21 protein-coding genes and 1 riboswitch are annotated in these 25,294 nt (G+C 45.3%); of the genes, 9 read left to right on the forward strand and 12 right to left on the reverse strand.

Going from position 1 to position 25,294, the window contains the following annotated elements; genetic code table 11:
* Positions 1 to 96: 96 nt before the first annotated feature.
* Positions 97 to 275: riboswitch (Lysine riboswitch) on the forward strand.
* Positions 276 to 390: 115 nt separating this feature from the next.
* The 5 genes from dapA (at position 391) to DS891_RS21560 (ending at position 5,582) form a co-directional block, all read left to right on the forward strand.
* Entirely contained in the window at positions 391 to 1,275 is an 885-nt protein-coding gene (gene dapA / locus DS891_RS21540; RefSeq protein WP_017219175.1) for a 4-hydroxy-tetrahydrodipicolinate synthase, read from the forward strand.
* Positions 1,276 to 1,285: 10 nt separating this feature from the next.
* Complete coding sequence (locus DS891_RS21545; protein WP_045990417.1) at positions 1,286 to 2,026, forward strand: 2,3,4,5-tetrahydropyridine-2,6-dicarboxylate N-succinyltransferase; 741 nt, start codon at positions 1,286 to 1,288, stop codon at positions 2,024 to 2,026.
* Positions 2,026 to 3,231, forward strand: a complete 1,206-nt coding sequence (locus DS891_RS21550) for a PLP-dependent decarboxylase (protein WP_174170902.1) — start codon at positions 2,026 to 2,028, stop codon at positions 3,229 to 3,231. The genes DS891_RS21545 and DS891_RS21550 overlap by 1 nt, the downstream gene beginning before the upstream one ends.
* A 2-nt stretch (positions 3,232 to 3,233) precedes the next feature.
* Complete coding sequence (locus DS891_RS21555) at positions 3,234 to 4,346, forward strand: succinylglutamate desuccinylase/aspartoacylase family protein (protein ID WP_174170903.1); 1,113 nt, start codon at positions 3,234 to 3,236, stop codon at positions 4,344 to 4,346.
* Between the two features lie 213 nt (positions 4,347 to 4,559).
* Complete coding sequence (locus tag DS891_RS21560) at positions 4,560 to 5,582, forward strand: phospholipase A (RefSeq protein WP_010607757.1); 1,023 nt, start codon at positions 4,560 to 4,562, stop codon at positions 5,580 to 5,582.
* 73 nt (positions 5,583 to 5,655) lie between these two features.
* Here DS891_RS21560 and DS891_RS21565 read toward each other — a convergent pair whose 3' ends face one another.
* Complete coding sequence (locus DS891_RS21565; protein WP_174170904.1) at positions 5,656 to 6,555, reverse strand: bifunctional GNAT family N-acetyltransferase/hotdog fold thioesterase; 900 nt, start codon at positions 6,553 to 6,555, stop codon at positions 5,656 to 5,658.
* A gap of 173 nt (positions 6,556 to 6,728) precedes the next feature.
* Between DS891_RS21565 and DS891_RS21570 the strand changes: the two genes are divergently transcribed.
* On the forward strand, positions 6,729 to 7,418 hold the full coding sequence (locus DS891_RS21570) for a spermidine synthase (protein WP_010607755.1): 690 nt from the start codon (positions 6,729 to 6,731) through the stop codon (positions 7,416 to 7,418).
* A 32-nt stretch (positions 7,419 to 7,450) separates the two neighbouring features.
* Here the strand turns inward: DS891_RS21570 and dtd are convergent, their stop codons facing one another.
* From dtd to DS891_RS21585, 3 genes are read right to left on the reverse strand one after another with little or no spacing between them, the layout of a single operon-like run.
* Positions 7,451 to 7,891 carry a D-aminoacyl-tRNA deacylase gene (gene dtd / locus DS891_RS21575; protein ID WP_174170905.1) on the reverse strand — a complete coding sequence of 147 codons (441 nt, stop codon included), beginning with the start codon at positions 7,889 to 7,891 and terminating at the stop codon, positions 7,451 to 7,453.
* Between the two features lie 19 nt (positions 7,892 to 7,910).
* Positions 7,911 to 8,855 (reverse strand): alpha/beta fold hydrolase, encoded by a 945-nt coding sequence (locus tag DS891_RS21580; RefSeq protein WP_095729000.1) that lies wholly within the window; start codon positions 8,853 to 8,855, stop codon positions 7,911 to 7,913.
* Positions 8,856 to 8,897: 42 nt separating this feature from the next.
* Positions 8,898 to 9,779 (reverse strand): virulence factor BrkB family protein, encoded by an 882-nt coding sequence (locus tag DS891_RS21585; RefSeq protein WP_102057833.1) that lies wholly within the window; start codon positions 9,777 to 9,779, stop codon positions 8,898 to 8,900.
* A gap of 157 nt (positions 9,780 to 9,936) precedes the next feature.
* Between DS891_RS21585 and DS891_RS21590 the strand changes: the two genes are divergently transcribed.
* Positions 9,937 to 10,584 carry a DUF2959 domain-containing protein gene (locus tag DS891_RS21590; protein ID WP_010607751.1) on the forward strand — a complete coding sequence of 216 codons (648 nt, stop codon included), beginning with the start codon at positions 9,937 to 9,939 and terminating at the stop codon, positions 10,582 to 10,584.
* 85 nt (positions 10,585 to 10,669) lie between these two features.
* Here DS891_RS21590 and DS891_RS21595 read toward each other — a convergent pair whose 3' ends face one another.
* The 6 genes from DS891_RS21595 to DS891_RS21620 form a co-directional block, all read right to left on the reverse strand.
* On the reverse strand, positions 10,670 to 11,326 hold the full coding sequence (locus DS891_RS21595; protein ID WP_099031124.1) for a hypothetical protein: 657 nt from the start codon (positions 11,324 to 11,326) through the stop codon (positions 10,670 to 10,672).
* A 300-nt stretch (positions 11,327 to 11,626) separates the two neighbouring features.
* Positions 11,627 to 12,286, reverse strand: a complete 660-nt coding sequence (locus tag DS891_RS21600; RefSeq protein WP_174170906.1) for a 3-oxoacid CoA-transferase subunit B — start codon at positions 12,284 to 12,286, stop codon at positions 11,627 to 11,629.
* Positions 12,286 to 12,990 (reverse strand): CoA transferase subunit A, encoded by a 705-nt coding sequence (locus DS891_RS21605; RefSeq protein WP_010607748.1) that lies wholly within the window; start codon positions 12,988 to 12,990, stop codon positions 12,286 to 12,288. The genes DS891_RS21600 and DS891_RS21605 overlap by 1 nt, the downstream gene beginning before the upstream one ends.
* 8 nt (positions 12,991 to 12,998) lie before the next feature.
* The gene (locus DS891_RS21610) at positions 12,999 to 13,754 is read right to left on the reverse strand and encodes a 3-hydroxybutyrate dehydrogenase (protein ID WP_174170907.1); all 756 of its coding nucleotides are present in this window, start codon (positions 13,752 to 13,754) and stop codon (positions 12,999 to 13,001) included.
* A gap of 13 nt (positions 13,755 to 13,767) precedes the next feature.
* Positions 13,768 to 14,946, reverse strand: coding sequence for a homoserine O-acetyltransferase (locus DS891_RS21615; RefSeq protein WP_174170908.1), 1,179 nt, complete (start codon positions 14,944 to 14,946; stop codon positions 13,768 to 13,770).
* A gap of 15 nt (positions 14,947 to 14,961) precedes the next feature.
* Positions 14,962 to 16,266 (reverse strand): GntP family permease, encoded by a 1,305-nt coding sequence (locus DS891_RS21620; protein ID WP_174170909.1) that lies wholly within the window; start codon positions 16,264 to 16,266, stop codon positions 14,962 to 14,964.
* A gap of 248 nt (positions 16,267 to 16,514) precedes the next feature.
* On the opposite strand from DS891_RS21620, the gene DS891_RS21625 reads away from it, so the two are divergent.
* Together DS891_RS21625 and DS891_RS21630 are read left to right on the forward strand one after the other, a co-directional pair.
* Positions 16,515 to 18,797: a TonB-dependent receptor gene (locus DS891_RS21625; protein WP_174170910.1), complete on the forward strand. Its 2,283-nt coding sequence runs from the start codon at positions 16,515 to 16,517 to the stop codon at positions 18,795 to 18,797.
* 97 nt (positions 18,798 to 18,894) lie between these two features.
* Complete coding sequence (locus tag DS891_RS21630; RefSeq protein WP_010607743.1) at positions 18,895 to 19,560, forward strand: response regulator transcription factor; 666 nt, start codon at positions 18,895 to 18,897, stop codon at positions 19,558 to 19,560.
* A gap of 4 nt (positions 19,561 to 19,564) precedes the next feature.
* Here the strand turns inward: DS891_RS21630 and DS891_RS21635 are convergent, their stop codons facing one another.
* Together DS891_RS21635 and DS891_RS21640 are read right to left on the reverse strand one after the other, a co-directional pair.
* On the reverse strand, positions 19,565 to 23,023 hold the full coding sequence (locus DS891_RS21635; protein ID WP_174170911.1) for a PAS-domain containing protein: 3,459 nt from the start codon (positions 23,021 to 23,023) through the stop codon (positions 19,565 to 19,567).
* A 97-nt stretch (positions 23,024 to 23,120) separates the two neighbouring features.
* A complete protein-coding gene (locus DS891_RS21640; protein WP_254606013.1) occupies positions 23,121 to 25,073 on the reverse strand; it encodes a methyl-accepting chemotaxis protein in 1,953 nt (650 codons plus the stop codon).
* Between the last annotated feature and the right edge of the window lie 221 nt (positions 25,074 to 25,294).

Here is a 25,294-nt window from a genome sequence, read left to right on the forward strand (position 1 = left end):
TATTATTTACAGTCCGATGCTTGACACCTAGACGGCCAAAATGTTTCAATGCGCGTTCACCCTATTTAGATAGTTTGATGCCACGGCGTCAAATTGAGGGCTGGAAGAGGTGCGTTATTCAGGTAACTAAGTGAAGGAGAGCAAACTCCGTTGCAGCTTAGTGAGGGGAATATACGCCGAGAAATTGAGTTATTGTTTGCTAATACTCATTTCGGGCGACTGGGCTGAATCCCAGCGACTGTCACCAACATACTTGGTGGAGAGCTTCTGGTCTTAGAAAAATAAGGCCATTGGCTGCCTTATCCTTTTTAAGTCCATTGCTCTTCGAATTTTAACGGTTCGAAGTTTGGACACCCTCCTAACTCCGAACATGATTTAAGTTCGGTAGAGATGAAATCACAATTCAACTTATCTGACTATCCGTTGTGGACGGCTTTAGTAACGCCTTTTGATGCTGAAAATCAGGTTGATTTTAGCGCATTAACGACGCTGGTACGCGATCAAGAGCAAGCTCGTAACGGTATTCTTTTACTAGGCAGTACCGGCGAAGGCCTTGCGCTTACCCAACAAGAGCAGCAACAAATCGTTGAGTTTGTTTGCCAGCTCGCCCCGAGCGTACCGCTCATGGTTGCCGTTGGCGGCAGTAATCTTGAGCAGCAAACACAATGGGTGCGCTTTTGTAATACACAGCCCATTCATGCGCTCTTACTTGGCTCACCAATCTACGCAAAGCCCGGCAAAGTTGGTCTGGCACATTGGTTTAGTACACTACTCGATGAGAGCCACAACCCTTGTATGCTCTACAATGTACCTGGTCGCAGTGCCGTTGCTATCGCCCCTGAACTACTCGGCGAACTAGCTTGCCACCCTAATCTGTGGGCACTAAAAGAAGCCAGTGGTGATATTGCCACCTTTGAAGCATTTCGTCAGGCAGCACCTGATGTCGCCATCTATAGCGGCGACGATGGCTTAATGCCCTACTTTGCACAAGCTGGTGCAACGGGTCTGGTGTCTGTTGCAGCAAACGCATGGCCACAGCAAACCGCAGAATTTGTAAGGCGCTCGTTAAGCGGCACCTCTCCTAATTTATTTACCACTTGGTCAGAAGCTGCAAATAGCTTATTTGCAGTGGCAAATCCCATTCCAGTCAAAGTGTTAATGCACTTGCAAGGGAAGCTCACAAGTCCGAACTTGCGCCCGCCACTGACACATTTGGAACTCACCCATACCGATGCGATCACTCGCGCGAACGAAACTATTTTATCTTGGAATTAAGGCAGTAAACATGAGCTGGTTAACCCTACTAAACGATTTAGAAAATGGCACAGTACGTGCGGCAACACAGGATGAGCAAGGCCATTGGCATGCTAACGTAGAAGTAAAACAAGGGATCCTTGAAGCATTTAGAAATGGCGTAAATACAGAATTCCCAGGTGGATTTGTTGATAAAGACAACTTAGCACCACGCGGATTTGCTGCCCAAGATGGCGTTCGTATGGTTCCTGGCGGAAGCAGTGTAAGACGTGGCGCTTACGTCGCAGCGGGCACAATCATTATGCCACCGGCTTATGTCAACATTGGTGCCTATATTGATTCAGGTACTATGGTAGATAGTCATGCGTTGGTTGGTTCTTGCGCGCAAATTGGTAAAAATGTCCACCTTAGCGCAGCGGTGCAAGTGGGTGGTGTATTAGAACCAGTTGGAGCAAGCCCTGTTGTTGTTGAGGACGATGCCTTTATTGGTGCAGGCTGTGTATTGGTTGAAGGGGTTGTTATTAAACGCGGTGCCGTATTAGCACCGGGTGTGCGCCTTTCAGCAAGTATTCCTGTCTATGACTGCGTGAACGAGCGCTTGCTTGACAAAGGTGAAGCCATCCCTGAAAACGCGATAGTGATCCCAGGCTCTCGTCCAGCCTCAAGTGAGTGGGCGCGCGAGCAAGGACTAAGTATGTCATGCGCACTTATCGTAAAATACCGTGATGAACAAAGTGATGCATCACTGGCGCTGGAAGAGGTTCTACGCTAATGAGTTGGTTGAGCACGTCACAGCGAACCGCAGCTGAGGCATTGATCCAGCAACAAGATACGCCATTCTTTTGCTACGATTTAGATAAGCTAAGTGCACATGTTAAGCCCTTAGTTGATCAGCAAATCGTTAAGCTTTGGTATGCCGTAAAAGCGAATCCGTTATCACATATCATTAAAACCCTAGATAACGCTGGGTTTAACTTTGATGTGGCATCTAGCGGCGAGCTTGATCAGGTGTTATCTCAAGGGATCGCACCTGAACGCGTGCTCAACACAGGTCCTGCCAAATCGCTAAAGCAGATCCGTCATTTTGCCACACAAGGCGTACGTATTTTCGTGGCTGAAAGTCACAATCAAGTACGCTGGTTAAATCAAGTGGCCGAAGAGTTTGAGCTTCAATTTGAAGTTTTACTGCGGGTGCAGTTACGCTTTGATAAAGCAGAGCACAATCCACTTGGTGGCAATACGCTGACTCCTTTTGGTCTTGGCGCAGAGCAGTGGCAAGCCCTAACTTTAAGTGACTACACCTACCTAGACTTTGTCGGACTGCATATTTTCCAGTGGGGCAATATGCTCTGCAGCGATACACTCGCTGAACTTTGGCAGGCTATGGTTGCACCTTTAGTTCAGCTCGCTGCTGATTTAGGGATTACTCTAAAGGTACTCGACTTAGGTGGCGGCCTTGGCATTCCCTATGATAGGCAAAGCCCTTCTCTCGATTGGCAGAAATTATTAGACACGCTCGCATTGATAAAATCCGCCACGCAAGTGCAAGAATTATGGATGGAGTTAGGCCGCTATGCGGTTGGCGAATGTGGTTTTTATCTCAACCCTGTGGTGGAACAAAAGCAAAACTACGGTGCACAACAACTGATTGTCGCAGGCGGTGTCAATCACCTGCTGCGTCCAGCGGTTACCGGACAAGCTTTCCCCGCTGAATTGTTACGCCAGTCTCAAGCTGAGACCATAGACTTTCATATTCATGGTCCACTTTGCACAGCATTGGATAAATTAGGCACCCTAGCCTTACCAAGCGACAGTGCCGATGGCGATTGGCTTGTTTTCAGTCAGTGTGGCGCTTACGGCTACACCGAAAGTATGCCGTTCTTTTTATGTCATGAGCTCCCAGCTGAGTACATCATCTCAGCTGGAGAAATCAGCTGTGTCCGTGAAGCAGAGCCCGCTTCAAGTTATTTGAGGTAAACATGAATACCATTACACAACAACATATTCAGGTTGGTGAAATTGCCAACGGCTTGCCTTTGACTATTCCAGTCTATCGCATCAAAGGCAATGGCAGTGGGCCAAAGGTGTATATCCAAGCAAATATGCATGGCGCTGAAGTGCAAGGTAATGCAGTGATTTATCAACTGCTGGAACAGTTGAAGCAATTGTCATTAAAAGCGGACATCACCTTAGTGCCTTACGCAAACCCGATTGGTTGTAATCAGAAATCTGGTGAGTTTACCTTAGGACGTTTTGATCCAATTACAGGCACGAATTGGAATCGAATGTACATCAACCATTCCGGGTTGGTTGCCGAGTTTGTGGAGCAAAACCCGACGCTATCAATAACAGAAATCGCTCAGCAATTTCGCCAACGATTAGTTGAGCGCACCCAAACACTACTTGATGGGCCCTTAGATAGGTTGACGACAGGTAAGCGCATCGCCTTGAATTTACAGCGTCTAGCTCATGAGGCTGACATTGTTTTAGACCTACACACGGGACCAATTTCAGCAAAACACCTGTATTGTCCTGAGTATGCAAAAAACAGCGCTCGATATTTTGATATTCCACATGTGTTACTTATTCCAAGTGACTTTGATGGAGCAATGGATGAAGCCAGTTTTTGTCCATGGTGGAACTTGCAGCAAGCCTATCAGGCTATAGGCCGAGAGATCCCAGTATTAACCGAAGCGTTTACGGTTGAGCTTGGCTCTCAAGAAAAAATTGATTTAGCGGAAGCATTGAATGACGCTAATAGCATTTTGAGCTACCTGAACTATAAACAGGCCTTTCAAGATGCACACTTTATGCCGCAAGACATCACCCGTTACGTCTGTCGACTAGAAAATTATCGCGCCTTTTATGCCCCAATGGGTGGTATGGTGGAATATACGGCAAAGCTTGGAGAGCATATCAAGGCGGGTCAAACCATCGCCAAAATTCTCAGAATGGAGCGCTATTTATCAGAAACGCCCTTAAATGAGATCAAGTTAGACGAAGATGCCATCGCCATTTTGCACTTTGCCTCTGCTAGTGTGAATCAAGGTACTGAGCTTTATAAGTTTTTTACTCAGGTTGAAACGCTTTAACTTGAGTACTTTTATTGCGTGAGAGTAAGTCAAAGCAAATAAGCGCTGCTTGTTTAGCTTAACGCTTACTAAGGTATGGCGGCGATAGCCGCCACCTTTTTCTTATTCGACCGTATTTTTCTTTCTGACATTTTTGACCTTCGAGATTCATTTCCCTTTCATTATCATTGGTTAATAATGTAATCAATTGTACTTACTCTCGGCGCACACAGGATGAAACTTACACACTTATCAATACCGGCTTTGGCCTTGCTTACCTTGCCACTTTACGCTCAAGAAGCCCAACAGGAAGATGAAATCGATTTAGTCAAACAGTGCGTGCTAAACGCGGTATTAACTGGAGAAAAAGATAAAACCATAGAGCAGGTCCGTACCGAATGTGCCGAGGCTGATGCAGATAAAACCTTAAGCCAATTAGATAAACGCATGGCGCGCGAACGTGTAACGGAAAAGAACCGTAATGTATTAACACCACATAAGCGTAACTATATTTTGCCAGTTTCTTATATGACCAACGTCAACAGCAGACCATTCGACGGTCTAAAAGCCATTGACGATGAAGACGGCGAGCCAATCGACAACTTTGAAGCCAAATACCAAATCTCATTAAAAGCGCCTATTTATAAAAACTTTTCGGATAAAGATCAGGCAATCTATTTTGCTTTTACGCTGCAATCGTATTGGCAGCTGTATAACAAAGATGTGTCTTCGCCATTTCGTGAAACCAACTATGAACCAGAAATCTTTTGGATTAACTTTTTAGATGATGAAAACGTGCTGTGGGGCGATGAGATGGCCTTTGTACTTGGGATTTCCCATCAATCTAACGGTCGCAGTCAACCAAACTCCCGCTCTTGGAATCGTATCTATGCGAATTTTATCTGGGAAAACCGAGGCTTTGTATTCAGCTTTAAACCTTGGTATCGCTTACCCGAAGACGACAAAGAAGATGCCTTGGATCCACGCGGAGACGACAATCCAAATATCGATGAGTACTTAGGTCACTTCGAGTTTAGTGGGGTATATCGCCACGAAGAGCATGAGTTTGGCTTTATGTGGCGCAATAACTTAAACAGTGATAATCGCGGTGCAATTCAATTAGACTGGTCATTCCCGATTTGGGGAAGGCTGCGCGGCTACGCACAATACTTTAATGGCTACGGCGAAAGCTTAATAGACTATAACACACATACCCAAAGGCTCGGTATTGGCGTGCTGCTCACAGATATTCTTTAAGCACATTCGAATACAAAAAAAGCTCTGAACACTCAGAGCTTTTTCGTTTGGAAAGCTGAGAATAATTCTCTACTTATTGCGGTTTAATTACCACAAACTGCCCCTCAAATTTAGCAACTAGCATGTCACCATCATAGACATTCACTGGCACCACATATTTTGCTTTGCCAGCCGTCTCTAGCGCTTGCAATTCACCTTCACAGTCCGCAATGGTAACCGTTGCCGCTGGTGCCGTGGTTAAAGGTTTTAGATATTTAATATTGGCGTCAGCCAACACAATATCTCCCTCTAACCCAAGCTCTTTAAGTGCTAAATAAGTCGCCCCCCAGCCCGTTAGCGTCGCCATGCTATATATAGAACCTGCAAACATCGAGTTGTGTAAATTGAGGTTCGCTTTTAAATCAGCCTTAGTGGAAAACTGCCAGTCTGTATAACTTTCTACTTTAATCCCCATCGCATCACTGATTGGAATAGACTCGCGCCAAGTATTTTGTAATACATGGGTCCAATCTGGCTGCCTAAACCAGCCTGGCTCCGTAGGACGTTGTTTTACCATCTTCCAGTGCTGCACATCGCCATAGGCTAAATGTGCTTTTTCAACCACTTCATAACCATGGTGTTCGTAAAATGATAACGCGCGCTCGCGAGCATACAAAACCAGCTCTTCTGCTTTTTGCGTCCAAGCAATAACCTCAAGCTCGTGTAGCAAACGGCTACCTAAGTGATGACCTCGATGCCCTTCTGCAACGGCCATATAGCGTACTTGTGCTTGCTTATGATTGTTAAAATGGAGCCTAGCTACGCCTAGCACTTCACCATCATTATTTTTTATGTAGCGATGTTCAGCTTCTTGCTCTAAATCATCCTGTTCGCTGCCACGAGGTTGATCCCATGGCGCTCTTAACACCTGCCAGCGTAACTGGTAATAGGCTTGCCAATCTTCGCTGCTTTGTGGTGAAGTTACCTCAAACATCACTGACTCCTGTTTTGTTATTAGCCTGTTAAATGACTTTGAATCTAGTACGGATACACCCTACAAGATAAGCTCAGTGTAGGGAATAAAATGCGCCAAAACACTTATCCTTTAGTGTAAAAACTGGTGGACAAGCTGGCATTCACAAAATCCTCGTCTATGATGATGTTATCATGGGAGAATTTATTACGCATTCAGGCACTATCAGCAACGATTTTGTGGACCGGAGCCACCAACTAGGACACTTGCTATATTGGCATAAACAAGGCAGAAATAGCATCCAAGTGCGGCAAGAGAAATCGTTGAGATGGCTTCTGATAAACAACACATTACAATCCGTTGTGGAGTTAAACCACCCGGAGCACTTGTTATTTCCTCATTTAAAAACATTCGCGAGTCGCTGGCAGCAAGTCGCCCCGCCGACCAGCGTACTGGAGCTGGGTCTTGGCGCAGGTGCAATCCGTGATTACCTCAATGCCACTTATCCAAATTGTCATATTACCACCATAGATAACAACCCAGATGTGATCCATTGTTACAAACGCTACTTTGGCGGCGACCCTTTGTGCGATGTTAATTGTGTTGATGTATTTAAAGCGTTGCAACAAGGCAAACGCTACGATTGGATAGTGCTCGATTTATTTAGCGAACTTGAGCCCCCCATCTTCTTGTTTCAGCACCAGTTTTATCGCCTACTCAGAGCTGCGATTAATGATGGGGGCCGACTGTATATCAACTTTTTAACTGAGCATGAGTCGCAGCTCAAGCAACTTCAACACTTATTAATTACCAACTTTGGTAAAAAGCCCTTTATCGAAAAAGTGCCGGACTACGCCAACATAATTATCGAGGTTAAACGCTAACACTGGCTGACCCTAGTTTTTACGTCAAATCACTATTCAACACTAAAATTAAAAGTCACAGGGCCGTCATTCAGTAAACTCACTTTCATATCCGCAGCAAATTGTCCCGTCGCGACTTTCAACCCTGCAGCCTTAGCTTGAGCCACAAAGTATTCGTAGAGTGTATTCGCTTGCTCAGGTGTCCCTGCGCTCGAAAAGCTTGGCCTCATGCCTTTTTTGGTGTCTGCCGCCAAGGTGAATTGCGATACAACTAATAGTTCGCCTTCAATGTCTTTTAAACTTAAATTCATTTTTCCCTTGTCGTCAGTAAAAATACGGTAGTTACTTACCTTGTGCAGTAACTTATCCGCCGTTTGCTCTGTATCCGGCTTTTCAACGCCTAAAAGTAACAATATCCCCTGACGGATTTGGCCTACAATCTTACCTTCTACTTCTACCTTTGCTTCGCTGACCCTTTGAATTAGTCCTTGCACTACCTACCTCTTGTGACTGCTAATGATGCTGAATTTTGCACAGTAATAGATCAGCCGCCCGCCTTATTGCTTCTGCATAAACGGGGTTAGCACAACAATGCCCAACCCCATTTAAAATCAGCAACTGCGCCTTAATGCTTTGTGCTAACTGATGAACTGGTGCGTACCGACACATTAAATCATGCCGACTGTGAATAAACCAGATAGGTAAGTGATTGAGCTGATGTGCATCTGCTGTAATTTGCTGTGTTTTGATAAAGCACTGGTGACTAAAAAAATGCACCATATGCTGTGCTTTACTAAGCTGTTTGTCTGCTTTGCAAAGCCTAATACCTTGCGTATCACTATCCGTTGTGATCAGATTATCCCACTCACACCAGCGCTGCGCCGCTTTTCTTTTGAGTAATTCATCCTCGCCAAAGAGTGCCGAATGATAATGGTCTAGCAAGGATTCCACAGTTTGTGCACCTTGTGCAAAGGCTAGATACTGCTCTGGATAAATTTGTGCGGGGGCACCTTGGCTACCATAAAGCCAATGAAGATCCGCCTCATTGCCCAAAAAACTCGACCACAACACCATCCCCAAGACATCTTCACGATGTTGCTCAGCATAAAGCAGTGCCAGCATGGCACCGAAAGACTCCCCGGCGAGTACAACCTTTTGCAGCCCTAAATGCGCACGAATGGAATGAATATCTTTCAGCAGGTTCGCGGTATTTATATTACCAAAGTCAGCAGGCGTTGAGTTGCCACAGCCTCGCTGACTAAACAGGATGATGCGGTATTTTTGTGGATTGAAATAACCGAGCACATTACGAGAATGGCCCTGACCTGGGCCACCATGCAGCATGATAAGTGGTGTGCCATCACTGCAGCCATATTCCTCTATGCCCAATTGATGTCCTTCACCTACCGCGAGATGAAAGCGACGCAATGCATCGCCATGTTGATACAATAAGCTCATAACTCCCCCTTGGGGGCTTAAGCTAACCGTTATCGGTAAAAGCTAAAGTCCCTGCGCGTCTGGTGGGTCAAACTCCGAGCTTGCATCTAGTCCTGCAGCTTCCATATCTTGGGTTAAGCACACGGTAAACTCAGCACCTAACAACACCACTATCCAAGATAAATATACCCAAACAAAAAGAATAGGTACTGTTGCGAGTGCTCCATAGATAACTTCGTATGAGGGAAAATGGCTAATGTATAATGCAAAGCCTTTTTTCGTTAGCTCGAATAACAAAGCTGCAAACAAAGCACCCGGAACCGCGGCTCGAAATGACACACTGGTATTTGGTACTAAAGTATAGAGCATGATGAAGCCAACCATAGAAATTAAATAGGGCAACATCTTAATTAGTGCACCACTAAACCCTGGGATCCCTTGATCGGCAAATGTCACTAAAGAAACGATATAAGATGTCATACCAATACTCGCGCCCAATAGCACAGGGCCAAGCGTGAGCACCATCCAATAAATCGCAAACGAAATCATCAATGGACGCTTTTGCTTCACTCGCCAAATTCGGTTGAGTGTGGTGTCAACATTACGAATAAGTAATAAAGCCACGACGGCCAAAAAACTCACCCCCACAGCTGTCATCTTATTCGCGTTGCCAGTAAACGCACTGATGTGTTCTTTAATGGTGTCCGTCGATGTTGGCACAAAGTTATTGAACACAAAGTTTTCAATTGCAAAACGCGTATCTTCAAATCCAGGAAACGCCGAAAAAATTGCTACACCCACCGCAACTAAGGGAACTAAGGATAACAGAGTGACATACGCTAAATAGCCCGCGTTGACCGTGATCTGGTCCTCAATACACCGCTTACTATAGCGGCGCCACCAGCTAGGCTGAGAATGTAAGAATCGCAGTGCTACGACCTTCATTTCGGTTATTCTTTGCATCATAATCAAGTTAATATTCATGGATCACTTTACACATCATAACAATCCCCGCCATAATTTATAGCGCTAAATAGTAATATATAACGACGGTCACATGGCCACTTACTGATTATTGACCTTCTAGAGCCCGGGAGTGCAAATGAAGAAACTCACCTTAAGCGCAGTGTTACTTTTACTCGTTACTGGCTGCCAAAGTGCCTATTACGCCACCATGGAAAAGTTTGGTGTGCATAAACGCGAGATATTGGTTGATCGTGTCGAAGAAACAAAGGAGTCCCAAGAGGAATCACAAAAAGAGTTTCAATCGGCATTAGAAAGACTCACCACGTTAATTAATTTTAATGGTGGTGAATTACAAGAAGCCTATAACCTGCTTAACGATGACTACCAATCATCCCTTGCCGCTGCTGCTGAAGTAAGTAGCAATATAGACAAAGTGGAAGACGTGGCAAACGCGCTATTTGACGAGTGGCAAGATGAACTTGAGCAATATTCGAGTGCAAACCTAAAACGTGAGAGTGCTAAGCAATTAAGTCAAACACAACGCCAATTTGAACGCTTGCTTCGCTCAATGCGCAGTAGTGAAGCCAAAATGCAACCCGTGCTCGACTCACTACAAGATAATGTGCTGTACCTTAAGCACAACCTAAATGCACAAGCGGTAAGCGCTATTAAAGGTGAGTTTACGGGGTTAAAGCGTGATATTAGCGCCCTAATCGCAGATATGAACCGCTCTATTGAAGATTCGAACAAGTTTATTGCTGAGATGAATGCACGTAGCGCGTAATAGACAGCATCTGCAAAGATAGATTTCACGATATCAGAAAGTTGCTTCCTGATATCGTGGTACTTTTGTGTGTAAAGCCAGACGTTTAACCTTTATTGATAAGATCTTCAATGATGCCATTCATTTCCATTGGCATTTGCGCCAATACAGCATCATATCCATCTGCCAATACCAAGTCTTTTTCTATGTAAGAAACCACCGCTTGATTCTCCAAATCGATGATTCCGCCAAATGCCGTTACACGATTTACGCCCGGTACAGGGATCCCACCAGAACTATCAACATGTAGTACGATCACTCTGTTAAAGTTAAACCCTTTATCCTTGATCACTCCTGTCGACTTTAGCGTCTTAGTCAGCTTTTGTATTGCTCCGGTAAGATCATCTGCAATGCGCTGAGCCGAACCTGTAAGCGCATAATTTCCTTGATTAACATGCCTACGCATGTTTTCACCCACAGTCCAAGACAAGTTACCAACCACATCATATAACTGTTGGCTTGAAACAACGGACGCACCATGTTTTCCCGTTACGCCAGCGGTAATAGCTAAACCCACTTCACGGTCGTTTCCTGGAACACCATGCAGCGAAACCGGGAATATCAATACAGGTTGTTGGGCTGAAAGTGTGATTGGAAATTCATATGCCGTATTTTGTTTAACCTCAGTAGAAGTAGAAACACAAGCAGTCAAAGAAATAGTAAATAGAGAGGCTAGTGCTAAACGCACGATATTTTTTGTCATTATATAGTTCCTTTACGTGATTATTAACTCCCGACAACCCAGCTGAGAGCGCGTTGAAACGCGGCGCAAATTATGTGACAAATCGTAACCACAATCAATAATAAAGTACTAGATAAAAGTGCATTTTCTTCATACTAAGCAGCTGAGGGATAATTAAGGGAAAAATAGGACTTTTAGATAACCGAGAAGAAATTTTGGTTACAAGCCACCTTGTGACAGCAGCGTAGAATAACAAATGTAGCGCAGCTCGCGATACAGCCAACTGCGTGCATAGTGTGGTAACTCAGCTTTAGTTCAATCCTAGCTAAATACCATCTCCGGTACGTCATCAGGGCAAATCAATATGCCTGCGGTTTTCGCTTGTATTTCCGAGGCGCTAACACCTGGAGCTCGCTCAAGTAAATGAAACGCGCCACCTTTGACTTCAAGCAGCGCAAGATCGGTTACTATCTTATTGATACAGTTTACGCCGGTGAGCGGTAAACTGCAGTGCTGTAGCAGCTTGGACTCGCCCTGTTTATTCGCATGCGTCATAGTGCAAATTATATTTTTAGCCCCAGCGACAAGATCCATTGCGCCACCCATGCCCTTGATAAGCTTACCTGGGATCATCCAGCTGGCAAGATTACCGTGCTGATCTACTTCAAAAGCGCCAAGCACCGTCAGGTCCACATGACCGCCACGGATCATTGCAAAACTTTCTGCCGAACTAAAAATGGCGGCTCCCGTACGGGCCGTAACGGTTTCCTTACCCGCATTGATCATATCCGCATCCACTTCCTGCTCGGTCGGATAAGCGCCCATGCCTAATAAGCCATTTTCCGATTGCAGCATCACATCCATGCCCTGTGGCACATAATTGGCCACCAGCGTGGGGATCCCAATGCCAAGGTTGACATAAAACCCATCTTTTAATTCCTGTGCCACTCGCATGGCCATTTGCTCTCTGGTTAATGCCATTATGCTTGCTCCTTCACAGTACGTTTTTCGATGCGTTTTTCGAACTGTCCTAGAATCACTCTGTCGATATAAATTCCGGGGGTATGAATTTGGCTCGGTTCGATTTCGCCGGGCTCTACAATTTCTTCCACTTCAACGACGGTAATTTTTCCAGCTGTTGCAGCCATTGGATTAAAGTTCATGGCGGTGTGGCGATAAACACAATTGCCAAAACGGTCTGCTTTCCACGCTTTTACAATGGCAAAGTCTCCCCTAATACTCGGCTCTAAAATATATTCTCTATCACCAAACATTTTTACCTCTTTGCCCTCAGCGACGGGTGTACCAACGCCTGTCGCGGTATAAAAAGCGGGGATCCCTGCTCCACCTGCGCGCATTTTTTCTGCAAGTGTCCCTTGCGGGGTTAATTCAACTTCCAATCCACCGCTCAATAACTGCTGCTCAAACAAGGCGTTTTCTCCCACGTAGGAAGCCACCATTTTGCGGATCTGCTTATCTTCAAGCAAAACCCCTAAACCAAACCCGTCTACTCCGCAGTTATTAGAAACCACGGTTAAGTCCTTTGTGCCCATGTGGCGTATTTGGCTTATCAAACCTTCAGGGATCCCGCACAAACCGAAGCCCCCTGCAATCACGGTCATGCCATCACACAGTCCTGCCATTGCTTCTTCGTAGCTTACGACTACCTTATCAAATCCAGCCATCATTCCTCCTATTGCACTGTCCAGCCGCCGTCCAGCACTATGGCTTGACCAGTAATGTTGCGTGACTCATTTGCGAGTAAAAAATTGACGGCATGCGCAATCTCATCCAACCCTATAAAGGCCTTTTTCGGCATTGGCGCCAACATGATATTGTTTATCACTTCATCTTCGCTGATCCCATGCTGTTTCGCTTGCGCGGTAATTTGCTGTTCTACCAATGGGGTTTTTACATAAGCGGGGCAAATAGTGTTCACGGTGATATCGCAGTCCGCGGTTTCCAGCGCCAATACTTTGCCAAATCCCATTAACCCATGTTTTGCAGCGACATAAGCAGACTTATATTTAGAAGCAACTAAGGCGTGGATAGAACCAATATTGACGATACGGCCAAAGCCTCCTCTGCGCATATGCGGCAATACTGCCTTACACAACATGGCTGGGCCTGTTAGCATCACGTCTTGCAGCAATTGCCATTTATCTTCTGGATAATGCTCCAGTGCTTCAACATGTTGCACACCTGCGTTATTGATAAGCACATCAATGTTATCGTGCCGACGGACAAAGTCAGCGATGTCTTGCTTATTAGCGATATTAAGCGCAAACGCTTGTGCATTTCCTCCGTCACTGACGATAGACTCAGCCACCGCCTGTGCTTGCGCTAAGTTCAAATCTACAAGCAATAAACTGTAACCTTGTTTGCTCAAGGCCATCGCGATATAGCGACCAATGCCACTTGCAGCCCCTGTGATCAACGCCGTCTTCATCGTCACTCCTTGATTATTTTGCTAAGAACTGAGCAATAGTGTCAGCCTGTGATTGAATTGAAAAAATACCGTCTAAATGCCCCCAAACGCCTTCTATCTCTGTAATTTGCACGTCTTTATTTTTGGCTTTAAGGGTTTCTGCTAACTTACGAATGGGCTCAGGCCTTAATAACAAGTCATTGCTTGCAGGCATCAATAAAACCTTTGCTGTGATTTTATCGATAGCACTATCAAAATTACCTTGCATGCCTGCGGTGTATAGTTGCGAGGCGCGGACTAAATACAAGATAGAATTCGCGTCTTGCGTTTCGGCCCTTGCTCGTGCGCGCGTGGCTAGCGTTTGGCTGAGTTTAGGAAGCTGACGAATATCTTGCTTTGCTTTGGGATCAAGCACAATAAAGTCTGGAAAACTGGCGTTATAAATAGCGGGGTGCATCGCGTCTTGAGTGATATTAAGCATCGTGGCCGTGAGTCCAGCAAGTGGCCTTTCCCCGTCGTAGTAGTCCCCGCCCTGCCAATTTGGATCAAGGCGGATGGGTAAAGCCCATTTCTCTAACGCCGCAACGGTCCAAGCATCCATCTTTGCCGCGCCAATCACATGAATTAAACGTGACACTTTTTCGGGGTAGCGCACCGACCATTCTAACGCTTGGAAAGATCCCATAGACGCGCCCATCACCGCATGTAGTTTGTCGATACCTAAGCTATCTAATAATTGCTTTTGCACTTCAACAAAATCACCGATGGTCACCACGGGAAAGTCCAAGCCGTAAGGTTTGCCCGTTTTCGGATTAATAGACGCCGGACCCGTCGTGATCACATCTTTACTATGCCAGTTTGCATTGACCAAAGTATCTGCGCTTATCACAAAGTACTTATTAGTATCTATCGCTTTGCCCGGGCCGATAATGGCATCCCAGTAACCTGCCAACACGTCAGACTCTCGATACTTACCCGCAGCGTGAGATGTGCCAGAAAAAAAATGCGTGATCAAAATTGCATTGCTTTTGTCGGCATTTAATTTGCCATAGCTTTCCCAGCCGACCTTAACGTCAGGAATGCTGGCTCCAGACTCCGTAGTAAAATGCGCAAGTGTAAATGCCCGCTTTTCAACCAGCATAGGTTTGTTTGTCTCACTGCCATAGACAATATTGCTGGCAACGAACAAGAGTAACAGGAAAATCCGCTTCATTGCTGTATCTCTCCGTTAAAATAAGATGAATAGGGTTAATGCGAGGGCAACGCCCACCAGCGGCACGACCGCAGTCAACGCCGCCATGGACCAATATGCTCGTTGATGTGTTTCTTTACAGATGGCGCGAATGGTTGTGACCACATAACCATTGTGCGGTAAGGTATCCAAAGCGCCTGAGCTAATTGCCACAACACGATGTAATTGTTCTGGATTGACACCCGCATCAATGTAGTGCGGTGCCACTAAGGGTAACGCAATAGCTTGCCCACCGGATGCAGAGCCAGTTAAACCGGCTATTACACTTACCGCCACCGCGGCGCCAAGTAGCTCATTACCCGGCATCTGTGTCATCATCTCGACCGCTAATTGAAATGCCTCGGTGTTTTTTGCTACCGCACCAAAACCCACTACCGCACTGGTATTACCGATAGCAACTAGCGCCCCAGTTGTGCCTAAGTTAATCGCGGCCCCCATGTTATGAAAATGCTTAAAGTTAATCGCGACAATACTGAGTACACCGCCAAGTAGAGCTACAATGAGTGCACTTTGCTGCAGCACATCATGAAGTGTAAAAGATAAAATCAACACCACGATTAGAGGCAGTACGCCAGTGATTGGATGAGGATAGTTACGTTCATGGATTTCAGGGTCGTCTTCTTTCGCTTCAAAGTGCTCACCATTTGCCACCGCTTTGGCTATCATCTTTTTCAACCACCAATAGCCCGTAATAGCCATAAACGTGGCAACCACTAGACTGACTTCCCAAGCTGCATAAGGCGACGTGCCTAAATATTTTATTGGGATCCAGTTTTGGATTTCAGGAGAGCCTGCCGAAGTCATGGTAAAGGTGACTGAGCCGAAAGCCAGAGTTGCGGGAATAAAGCGCCTTGGTAAATTGGCATCTTTAAATAAGCTAAGCGCCATAGGATAGACAGAGAAAGCAACAATAAAAACACTGACGCCGCCATACGTTAGTACCGCACAGGCAATCACCACCGCTAATACCGCATGTTTCATACCTAACTTGTCGACAATATAGCGTGCGACGCTGTCGGCAGCACCACTGTCTTCCATGAACTTACCGAACAAAGAGCCAAGCAAGAACATGAAAAACCAAGCACTCAAAAAGCCAGCAAAGCCATCCATATAAAGTGTAAGAAAGCTGCTTTCTACAGCTTCTGTGGAAAATAGCGCAACGCCACTCGTTAATGCGACCAATAAAGCGCAAAGTGGAGCTGCGATAAACAAGTTTACGCCACGGAGAGTTAGCCAAATAAGCAGGCCAAGTCCTCCTGCCAGTCCAAGCATACTGAGCATAAGGGCTTCCTTTTATTGTTATTAATGCCCGTTATAAGTTGATGTGTTGGGCATGCTGTTGATGAATATCAGTGTGGCGTGCAGGCGCAATAAAAACCATAGTACTAAGGTTATAGAAGCTCTACACCCCGTGTTAATCCTAGCGTATCAAGGTATTAGTACTAAGGTACTAATAGAAAAACTTTACAACTCCCCTATGCTTTGGTGTGACAACAAGCACCCAAAATGACAATAATAGGGACCACAGGATGAACATTTACCAACCTAGATATTCAGCTATCGCGTTGGCTATTACACTCGCAACTCAAGCCAACCCAGCGGCAGCAGAACAAGCAACACAATCAGAAGGCAAGCTAGAACGCATTGAAGTCACGGCGCGTAAGACGGTAGAAAACCTTCAAACCGTTCCAGTTGCAGTGACTTCTATCGGTGAAACCGATCTACTCGAAAATGGCATCTCGGTACTCTCTGAAGTCCAGCAGTTTTCACCCAATACCACGCTTCAAGCTAGCCGAGGCACTAACTCTACCCTCACAGCCTTTATTCGTGGTGTCGGGCAACAAGACCCATTATGGGGTTATGAACCCGGTGTCGGCATTTACGTCGATGACATTTATTTGGCAAGGCCGCAAGGGGCTGTACTCGACCTCCTTGATGTACAACAGATTGAAGTATTACGAGGACCGCAAGGAACGCTATATGGCAAAAACACCATTGGTGGCGCTATAAAATATGTCACTAAGGAAATGTCTGGCGATGCGACTTTTAACGTGGAAGGGACTGTTGGTAGTTATAATCAACGCGATCTTAAGATCACAGGTCAATTGCCGCTCGTGGAAGACACACTCTACTTAGGTTATGGCTTTGCTACTTTAAATCGAGATGGTTTTGGCGAGTTCAAGGTTTCAACGCTACCCGGCCAAGATAAGGAAAACTACAATAAAGAAATTCAAGCTGCACGGTTAACCTTGGAATATCGTCCAAGCGACGACTTGTTCTTCCGTTTAGCATGGGATAAAACCGACGATGACTCCAACTCTAAAGGGGGTTATCGCTTATTGCCGAGCTTACTGACTGACGCTCCCGTGCCTGACAGCGTATTTGATTCTTACACCAGTATGCCAACGTGGAATAAAGTCGAACTTGAGGGATATAGTTTGACCGCTCGCTGGGACTTTTCTGACGCCACCACAATAAAATACATCGGCGCTAGCCGAGATAGTTATTCACCGACCAATATCGACTTTGATAATACGCCATTGCGGATCTTTGATGTACCCGCCATTTATGATGATGAACAAACCACGCATGAGATACAGCTAAGCCATGCAGGTAACGGCTACAAATTTGTCTCAGGTCTATATTATTACGATGGCGAGTCATGCGGCCAATTCCAAGCAATTTTGGAGGTATTAGGACAAAGCTTGGGCGCTCCCGGTCTTACGCGAGAAGTGAGTGGTTGTAACAACTCAAATAGTAAAGCCGCGTATATTCAAGGCACCATTGATTTAGCAGAGCAGTGGTCGCTCACATTGGGTGCTCGTTACACTAAAGACAGCAAAGAAGCACAAGTCAATAATGGTTTGGTCTTTGATGTCGTGTATCCCGAATCAAATTGGATCCCAGGTTATACACGCCCTGCCGGTGAGCTCGTACCGTCAGTGCTTGATGATGAAGAAGATTGGTCACGGTTTACGCCAAGAGTGGGAGTGGAATATCAATACAACCGCGATATCATGTTCTTTGCCAGCTATGCTCAAGGATTTAAATCCGGCACCTTCAACCCCAGAGCTAGCACCGCAGAGCCTGCTGCAGACCCTGAAATCGTAGATTCATTCGAAATCGGAATGAAAAGCGAGTGGAACGATAATCTAAGAGCCAATATCACGCTATTCACGTTAGATCACAAAGACCGCCAATATATTTCCGTATTGCCCGGTGCAACTTCTGCCGATCTAAACCAACGACTTGGCAACATTGGTAAGTCTACAGCAAATGGTATTGAAGCCGAGCTGAGCTATGTCGCTACAGAGGCGCTGAGTTTTGACGCCGCAATAGGATATATAGACAGCGACTTCGAAGAGGTACTCGACACTAACCCAGACACAGGCGCGACATTTGACAAATCAGACCGCTTTAGTATTTCTAACACCCCTGATTTAACTTTTAACCTTGGGGCGACATACAAACTCTACAGTGATATTGGCGATTGGGTATTCAATGCCAGCTACTACCATCGTGGTGATTATGTCTTATTTGAGGAAGATAGCCTACTGACGCAGGATAGCTATGGTTTAGTCAACCTGAGTATTAATTGGTATAGCACAGACGGCAATTGGCGTGTTGGTCTTCATGGGAAAAACCTGACCGATAAAGAATATATGATAGGAGGCTATCAGTTCGTGACACCAGACCCGAGCGATCCGAGTAATGTGAGTAAGTACACGCCGGGGCTTGGTGGTGATAATACTTTGATAGGCTACTTTGGCGACCCAAGAACCGTTTCGCTTACCGTGGGTTATCGTTTTTAGCACCGAAAGCGAGGCTGCAAGGGAGCCTCGCTATCTCAATCACTTGATGTAGTTTTGGAAATACCCTATAACAACGGATACTAGGAGTTAGTTAAGGATGCCTCAGGTGCAAGCAATTATCGCTGATGACCACCCATTATTTCGCAGCGCACTCAAACAAGCCGCTGCACAAGCGATTGGTCATGACCCTATCAAAGAAGCCAGTACCTTAGACAGCTTATTCGAGATGTTGCTCGCGCATCCTGAAACAGAGCTAGTATTTTTGGACTTATCTATTCCTGGCGCGAAAGGTCTCGAAGGTCTTGCCCGGTTAAGAAATCAGTATCCAGACATATTAGTGATCATGGTTTCAGCCAACGAATCGGCAGCCATTATTAGCCAATGCATTGCCCTCGGGGCAAGCGCTTATATTCCCAAGTCTTCCTCACTAGAGGTGATCAGTGATGCCATCAAGCTCGTTATTGAAGGAGAAACTTGGTTACCCGAAATCGTGGATATCGCGCCTGAAAATGACAGCGAACAAGCGCAATTTGCGCGTAATTTAGAAAAGCTAACTCCCCAGCAATATCGAGTATTAACCATGATTGCCGACGGCCTTTTGAATAAGCAGATTGCGTATGCAATGTCGATTCAAGAGACCACCATCAAACAGCATGTTTCAGCTATTTTAAAAAAGCTCAATGTGTATAACCGCACCCAAGCTGGGATCCTCTTTAATCAGCTGGCTACGGATGTGCATCTCGACGATGAAGCGAGTGCTTAAATAACTAGATTAGTCGCTTAATCATGCGCTTTAGGGCTGGTGTTTTAAGCGGTTTATACAGTAATGGGATCCCCGCATCACTTACTTGCTCGCGAATAGCCTCGTCGTGATTAGCCGTGTTAATAATGATTGGCATATCATCAAGCTTAAGCGCTGCTATCACCTCAAGCCCCGTGACACCATGATCAAGCTGATAATCCGCGATCAGCATATCTGCACGACTCGTTGCTTGTAGCGCGCTAAGCTCTGCTTCATCTCGCGCCACAGCTACTTGGCACCCCCAACTTAGTAATACTTGAGATAATGCATTAAGTGCGTTGGCATCATTATCTAGCAACCAAATAGATAGACCCGATAATTGCGAATCACCGCTGGGCTTGTCAGCGGTTACTTCGGTCTTTTGATCCGTCTGCACCCCATGACTTGGGAGTGTTAAGGTAAATTGTGTGCCTTTATTAAGTTGTGAGCCAAGGGTGATGGGAATTTCCAACACTTCGCAAATTCGTTTGCTGATCGCAAGCCCGAGTCCTAACCCCTGCGCCAGTTCTTTACTGTGAAGCTGTTTGAACTCTTGAAATATGGCGTCCTGATCTTGCTTTGCAATGCCCACTCCAGTGTCTTCAACAATGATAGAAACACTCTCCCCCTGACATTCAGCAATAAGCCTTACCGTACCAGACTCAGTGTAACGGATAGCGTTACTCAGTAAGTTTCCCAATACCCTTTTTAGCAGTGCTTTATCGGTGTAGAGCATGACATCACAAACCTGCACAATAAACGCTAATCCTTTGTCTTTCGCTACCGCCCCATATTCATTTTCCAATGGTTCCAGCAGTGACGACAATGCAAAGCGCGAGCGATTAACCTTAAACGCCCCAGCCTCTAACTTTGTTAGCTCAAGAATGCTCGACAACAGTTCTTCAGCACTTGCCAATGAACTTTTGATGCTTTGCGAAAGCTCAGCTAAGTCGGTCCCTTGGGCCTTTTCACTCATCAATGAACAAAACAGGCTCGCTGCGTTAAATGGCTGTAACAGATCATGACTCGCTGCGGCGAAAAAGCGGGTTTTACTCTCCGTTGCATGCTCTGCTTGGCGTTTAGCAGAAGATAAAGCTCGGTTGGCATCTATCAACTCTTTAGTCCTTGCCGCGACTGTTTCTTCTAGGTTCACATTAACTTGCTCTAGTAAGGATTGTTGTTTTACAAACTCAGTGATATCCGTATAGGTCGTTACAAACCCACCGCCAGGCAATGGGTTACCTTGCATTTCAAACACTCGACCATCGTGATGCTCGCGGCGGTAGCGATACGCATTGCCTCGTCGTAAATGTGATAGACGCTTCTCTACTTGCTGCTCGACATCAGCATCACCAAACAGTCCGCGCTGCGCATTGTAACGAATAAGCTCAGCCACAGGACGCCCAATAAACAGCGTATTGTCTGGATAGTTAAACATTTCTGCGTAGCGCTGGTTCCAAGCGACCAATTGCAGTTGGCTATCTACTACACTTATCCCCTGACTGACGTTTTCTATCGTCGACTGCAGTAAGTCGCGATTAAAACGTAGCACCTGTGACGCTTCATCTACAAATTCTGCAACTTGCTCTAAAGGCTGGCGCTTTTCATCTTTGGCGACATCTAAAATCAGTTTTGCAGATGCCCCGCCAACGAGCGTCGACATCTCCCGTTCGATCATATTTTCCACTTGCAATGGCGCTGGCAGTTTCCAGTTTGCAGGCTCTTTAGGAAAATGAAGCTCAACAAGCTGCTGCGCACGCACTTGCTCGCTAAAGCGCTGCAGTAATGTTGCCAAATCCTGGAAACTCAATACCGTGTTAGCGGACTGTGCAGATTTGGACGGTATTACAAATTTATTGCTTTGTAAGCGCTCAGCAAGACGAGCGGATGAAATAAACGGCACCAGCAAATAAACCAACAAATTTGCACTTAAAGAAATCAGGACGGACTGGCTCGTACTGTCTAACCCCAGACCCAAAAAGTCTAAAGGTGCTAACCATGTGATATTCAAAGGCCCCGCACTCAACCAGTGACTTTCGAAGTTAAAGCCACTAATGAGGCTCGGTAACAATAGCGTGTAAAACCAAATAGCAAAACCCGTCACGATCCCCAATTGCGCACCTAAGCATGAAGCCCCACGCCACCATAAACCAACCACCATCGCGGGCGCAAACTGCGCAACCAAGGCAAATGACATCAGTCCCATATTGGCCAACGTGTTGCCCTCAGCAAGCACGCGATGACTGGCATAACTCAGTAATAAAATGCCAACAATAACCACCCGTCGAGCATTGAGCAGATTAAACTTAGATAAACCCCGATGGCTCGAATTTAACTGCGAGCGGCGCAACAAAAATTGATTGATAAAGTCATTGGTGATCATAATAGATAGCACGATGGCTGAGACTATCACCATACTCGTCGCCGCAGAGAACCCACCTAAAAAGGCTGTCAAAGCGACTAAAGGTGCATCAGATCCCAGTGGTAGGGCAAGCACAAAAGTATCGTAACCAACATCTTGACCATTAAAATACACCAGCCCGGCATAGGCGATTGGCAAAATAAATAAATTAATCAGCAACAAATAAACGGGAAACAACCAGCGTGCGGTCTTAAATTGATTTTGTTCATCATATTCAATAAAAGAGGTATGAAACTGCCTCGGCAAACACAGCGTTGCTAATACCCCTAAAAGAACATGAACTAAATAAACATAGGTTGGGCTAGCCGATGCCTCTATTTGCTTGGTAATTCCCTGCTGCTCCGCCTGGTTAAATAAGTGAGTGGGCGATTCAAAGAGCACAAAACAGACATAAACACCAACGGCAATAAACGCCAGTAACTTAACTAATGACTCAAAGGCGATGGCAGTCATCAATCCCGGGTTATGCTCACTCGGTCTCAGCCTACGTGTGCCAAACAAAATAGCAAACAGGGCTAACAGCAAGGTGATGTAAAAAGTACTATCCTGCCAAAACGTGACACTCACCCGCTGAGTGTCGCTTGTTAGCATACCGATACTGGCGCTGGTGGCATTAAGCTGAAGTGCAATATAGGGCACGACCGCAATGACAGAGATCAGAGAAATGAGTCCAGACAAACTAGAAGAATTACCGTAACGAGTGGCAATAAAATCCGCCATGGAAGTGAGCTGCTGCTGGCGGCATATTTCGGCAATTCGTGTGTAGACTTGCCAACCAAATATAAACAGTAAAATCGTGCCAACATAAGTTGGGGCAAGCCACCAGCCATTATTTGCCGCTTGCGCGGTAGTACCAAAAAACGCCCAAGAGGTGCAATACACCCCTAGTGACAAGGCATAGGTAACTTGCTTGGCACGATAAGATCTAAATTTCTTACTCGCCCTATCTGCGCCCCATGCAATGGTAAATAAAAGCGCTAAATAAAGCAGCGCAATAAGACTGATCAGCCCGATAGAAAACATAACTGTGATGATTTTTTATTGTTTGCTCTAGCATAACGGCTGTACTGTAAAAAAACAGCACACTTTAGTGCTATCCCCCAATGCTTAGTATCATCACTTATAACCTAAAACTGCTCACCGACTTATCGAGTGTGCGGGATAAAGACAACAGCGATAATGCTTCGTCTGACGCGCGCTCGGCTCCCGTAGCAGTCTCTTGTGCAGTTTCACTGATTTCTGTCACACTTTGCGAAAGCTGCTGTGTAACCGTGTTTTGCTCCTCAGAAGCACTGGCAATTTGTAGATTCATATCTTTAATTGTGCTCACAGATGAAGAAATCGCTTGTAACACTTCATCCGTTTTCGCCGATTTGTCTGCTGTATCTTTAGCATCTTTAACGTTATCTCGCATCATGCCAACGGAGCGCTTCGCTTCATTTTGCAATTTAGAGATCATCTCTTGAATTTCATCTGTACTCTTCTGGGTGCGACTCGCAAGGCTTCTCACCTCGTCAGCCACTACGGCAAAGCCTCGTCCTTGTTCGCCTGCTCTTGCGGCTTCAATCGCTGCGTTGAGCGCCAACAAATTAGTTTGCTCCGCTATCCCCCTGATAACATCCAAAATAGAACCAACCGATTCTGTTTCTTGTTCAAGATTCTCAATGGTTTTGCTAACATTTTCTATTTTACCAACTAGGCCTTCCATTGCTTGCTGTGTTGCAACGACAACTTGAACACCTGAATTAGATTGAGAATCCGCATCAGTCGCAGCATCTGCTGCGAGCTGGGCACTTTGGGTTATCTCAGCAATCGTGGCAGCCATTTCATTCATCGAAACTGCACTATGACTGAGTTGCTCCATTTGGTTATCCGCCCCTTGTTTAGACTGGGCAGTGATAGCACTAAGTGTTTCTGACGAGGAAGACAATGCATGTGTGGAGCTTTGAATTTCTGCAATGATGGCTTTTAGTTTGTCAGCCATATCACGCATTGCCAAATAAATACCGCTCACCGATTCCCCCCTGTCAAACTGTATTGTGAGGTCGCCACTGGCTATCCTTGATGCCACTTCCGCGATTTCTTTTGGCTCCCCACCAATAGGGGCTTTGATTAGTCGTGTGATATACCAACTTAAAAAGCAGCCTAACAAAATCACCACAACAGATACTGCAATAATAATTGTTACTGTCTTCCTACTCTCACTTTGAGCTATGGGACCTAATTCATCCTGCCTTTCCTTGATCGATTCTTTCACACGTGCCAAATGCTCTGCGATATTTTGACCATTAATATTTAGTACTTCGGTAATCAGTCGATTTCTCTCTGTGATAATATCTTGTACTTCTCTCACTCCATCTAAGTAGCGTTCTCCTGATTGTTCTATATCAAACAGTAAATTTTTTGCATTTTCATTCATAAACCTAGACTTAGACTGAGTTAGAAACATCTTCTCTTGCTTTAGTTCATCCATGGCTCTGTTGTAGTCATTTAACTGGTTACTCACTAAGAATTTCGTTACGAAAAGTCTTCCTAGCAGCAGCTTTTCCTGCATATGTGTAGCAGCCGCAAGTCCTTCAAAGTCACCCATATCAATGCTAGATTCTATTAATTGCGAAATATTCTTGCGCATTTGAGGGCCTATTTTATCCAGCCCGTCATGAACCACAGTATTTCTACGACCATAAAGTGCCATAATCTCCCTAAAAGCAGTTTCATATGTAACCAAAGCTGTTTCACTTTTTTCAATAAGCTGCTTGCTTTCTTTTTGATTAAGAGCCTCCTTAGCTTCTGCTAATGCATCATGTAAAAGCTTCACTTTCTGTTCAAATTGTTCAATATCGTCTTTTGATTGCTGCTTCAAATAATTCAGCACATTGATCCTAAGTGAGAGCAAGTTAGCTTCCAATGTACTTGCTAGATTGCTCGCTCTTGCCAAAGAGCGATACTCAAMAAAATTACTATAACCGCCATTCAATCCAATATAAGCGACGCTAGAGAGTGCAACCATAAGTACAATCATTACTCCAAATGAAGTAGATAATTGTTGGCTTAACCTTAACTTAGAAAGCATAAAAGCACCTGACATTGTATTTATAGATAAGCCCATCAGCATTCATAGATGCCAAAACTATTAACTTGTATTTAATACAATAATCATTGTCGTGTTTTTTGATTTAGTAAAGAAATGTACCGATTAAAAATCGAACAAAGTAAAATAACGACCTTTAATGCTCCATATTTATGATTATCTTGTTGTATAAGGAGCAGCGTATTACGTCCAGCACTGCGATA

Source organism: Pseudoalteromonas sp. JC28 (assembly GCF_013319255.1).
In the GTDB taxonomy this organism is placed as follows: domain Bacteria; phylum Pseudomonadota; class Gammaproteobacteria; order Enterobacterales; family Alteromonadaceae; genus Pseudoalteromonas.

Bases quoted from the DNA above. Each gene is read 5' to 3' on its own strand.
- dapA (WP_017219175.1), top strand. From the start codon at position 391: ATGAAATCACAATTCAACTTATCTGACTATCCGTTGTGGACGGCTTTA.
- DS891_RS21545 (WP_045990417.1), top strand. From the start codon at position 1,286: ATGAGCTGGTTAACCCTACTAAACGATTTAGAAAATGGCACAGTACGT.
- DS891_RS21550 (WP_174170902.1), top strand. From the start codon at position 2,026: ATGAGTTGGTTGAGCACGTCACAGCGAACCGCAGCTGAGGCATTGATC.
- DS891_RS21555 (WP_174170903.1), top strand. From the start codon at position 3,234: ATGAATACCATTACACAACAACATATTCAGGTTGGTGAAATTGCCAAC.
- DS891_RS21560 (WP_010607757.1), top strand. From the start codon at position 4,560: ATGAAACTTACACACTTATCAATACCGGCTTTGGCCTTGCTTACCTTG.
- DS891_RS21565 (WP_174170904.1), bottom strand. From the start codon at position 6,555: ATGTTTGAGGTAACTTCACCACAAAGCAGCGAAGATTGGCAAGCCTAT.
- DS891_RS21570 (WP_010607755.1), top strand. From the start codon at position 6,729: ATGGGAGAATTTATTACGCATTCAGGCACTATCAGCAACGATTTTGTG.
- DS891_RS21580 (WP_095729000.1), bottom strand. From the start codon at position 8,855: ATGAGCTTATTGTATCAACATGGCGATGCATTGCGTCGCTTTCATCTC.
- DS891_RS21585 (WP_102057833.1), bottom strand. From the start codon at position 9,779: ATGAAGGTCGTAGCACTGCGATTCTTACATTCTCAGCCTAGCTGGTGG.
- DS891_RS21590 (WP_010607751.1), top strand. From the start codon at position 9,937: ATGAAGAAACTCACCTTAAGCGCAGTGTTACTTTTACTCGTTACTGGC.
- DS891_RS21595 (WP_099031124.1), bottom strand. From the start codon at position 11,326: ATGACAAAAAATATCGTGCGTTTAGCACTAGCCTCTCTATTTACTATT.
- DS891_RS21600 (WP_174170906.1), bottom strand. From the start codon at position 12,286: ATGGCATTAACCAGAGAGCAAATGGCCATGCGAGTGGCACAGGAATTA.
- DS891_RS21605 (WP_010607748.1), bottom strand. From the start codon at position 12,990: ATGGCTGGATTTGATAAGGTAGTCGTAAGCTACGAAGAAGCAATGGCA.
- DS891_RS21610 (WP_174170907.1), bottom strand. From the start codon at position 13,754: ATGAAGACGGCGTTGATCACAGGGGCTGCAAGTGGCATTGGTCGCTAT.
- DS891_RS21615 (WP_174170908.1), bottom strand. From the start codon at position 14,946: ATGAAGCGGATTTTCCTGTTACTCTTGTTCGTTGCCAGCAATATTGTC.
- DS891_RS21620 (WP_174170909.1), bottom strand. From the start codon at position 16,266: ATGCTCAGTATGCTTGGACTGGCAGGAGGACTTGGCCTGCTTATTTGG.
- DS891_RS21625 (WP_174170910.1), top strand. From the start codon at position 16,515: ATGAACATTTACCAACCTAGATATTCAGCTATCGCGTTGGCTATTACA.
- DS891_RS21630 (WP_010607743.1), top strand. From the start codon at position 18,895: ATGCCTCAGGTGCAAGCAATTATCGCTGATGACCACCCATTATTTCGC.
- DS891_RS21635 (WP_174170911.1), bottom strand. From the start codon at position 23,023: ATGTTTTCTATCGGGCTGATCAGTCTTATTGCGCTGCTTTATTTAGCG.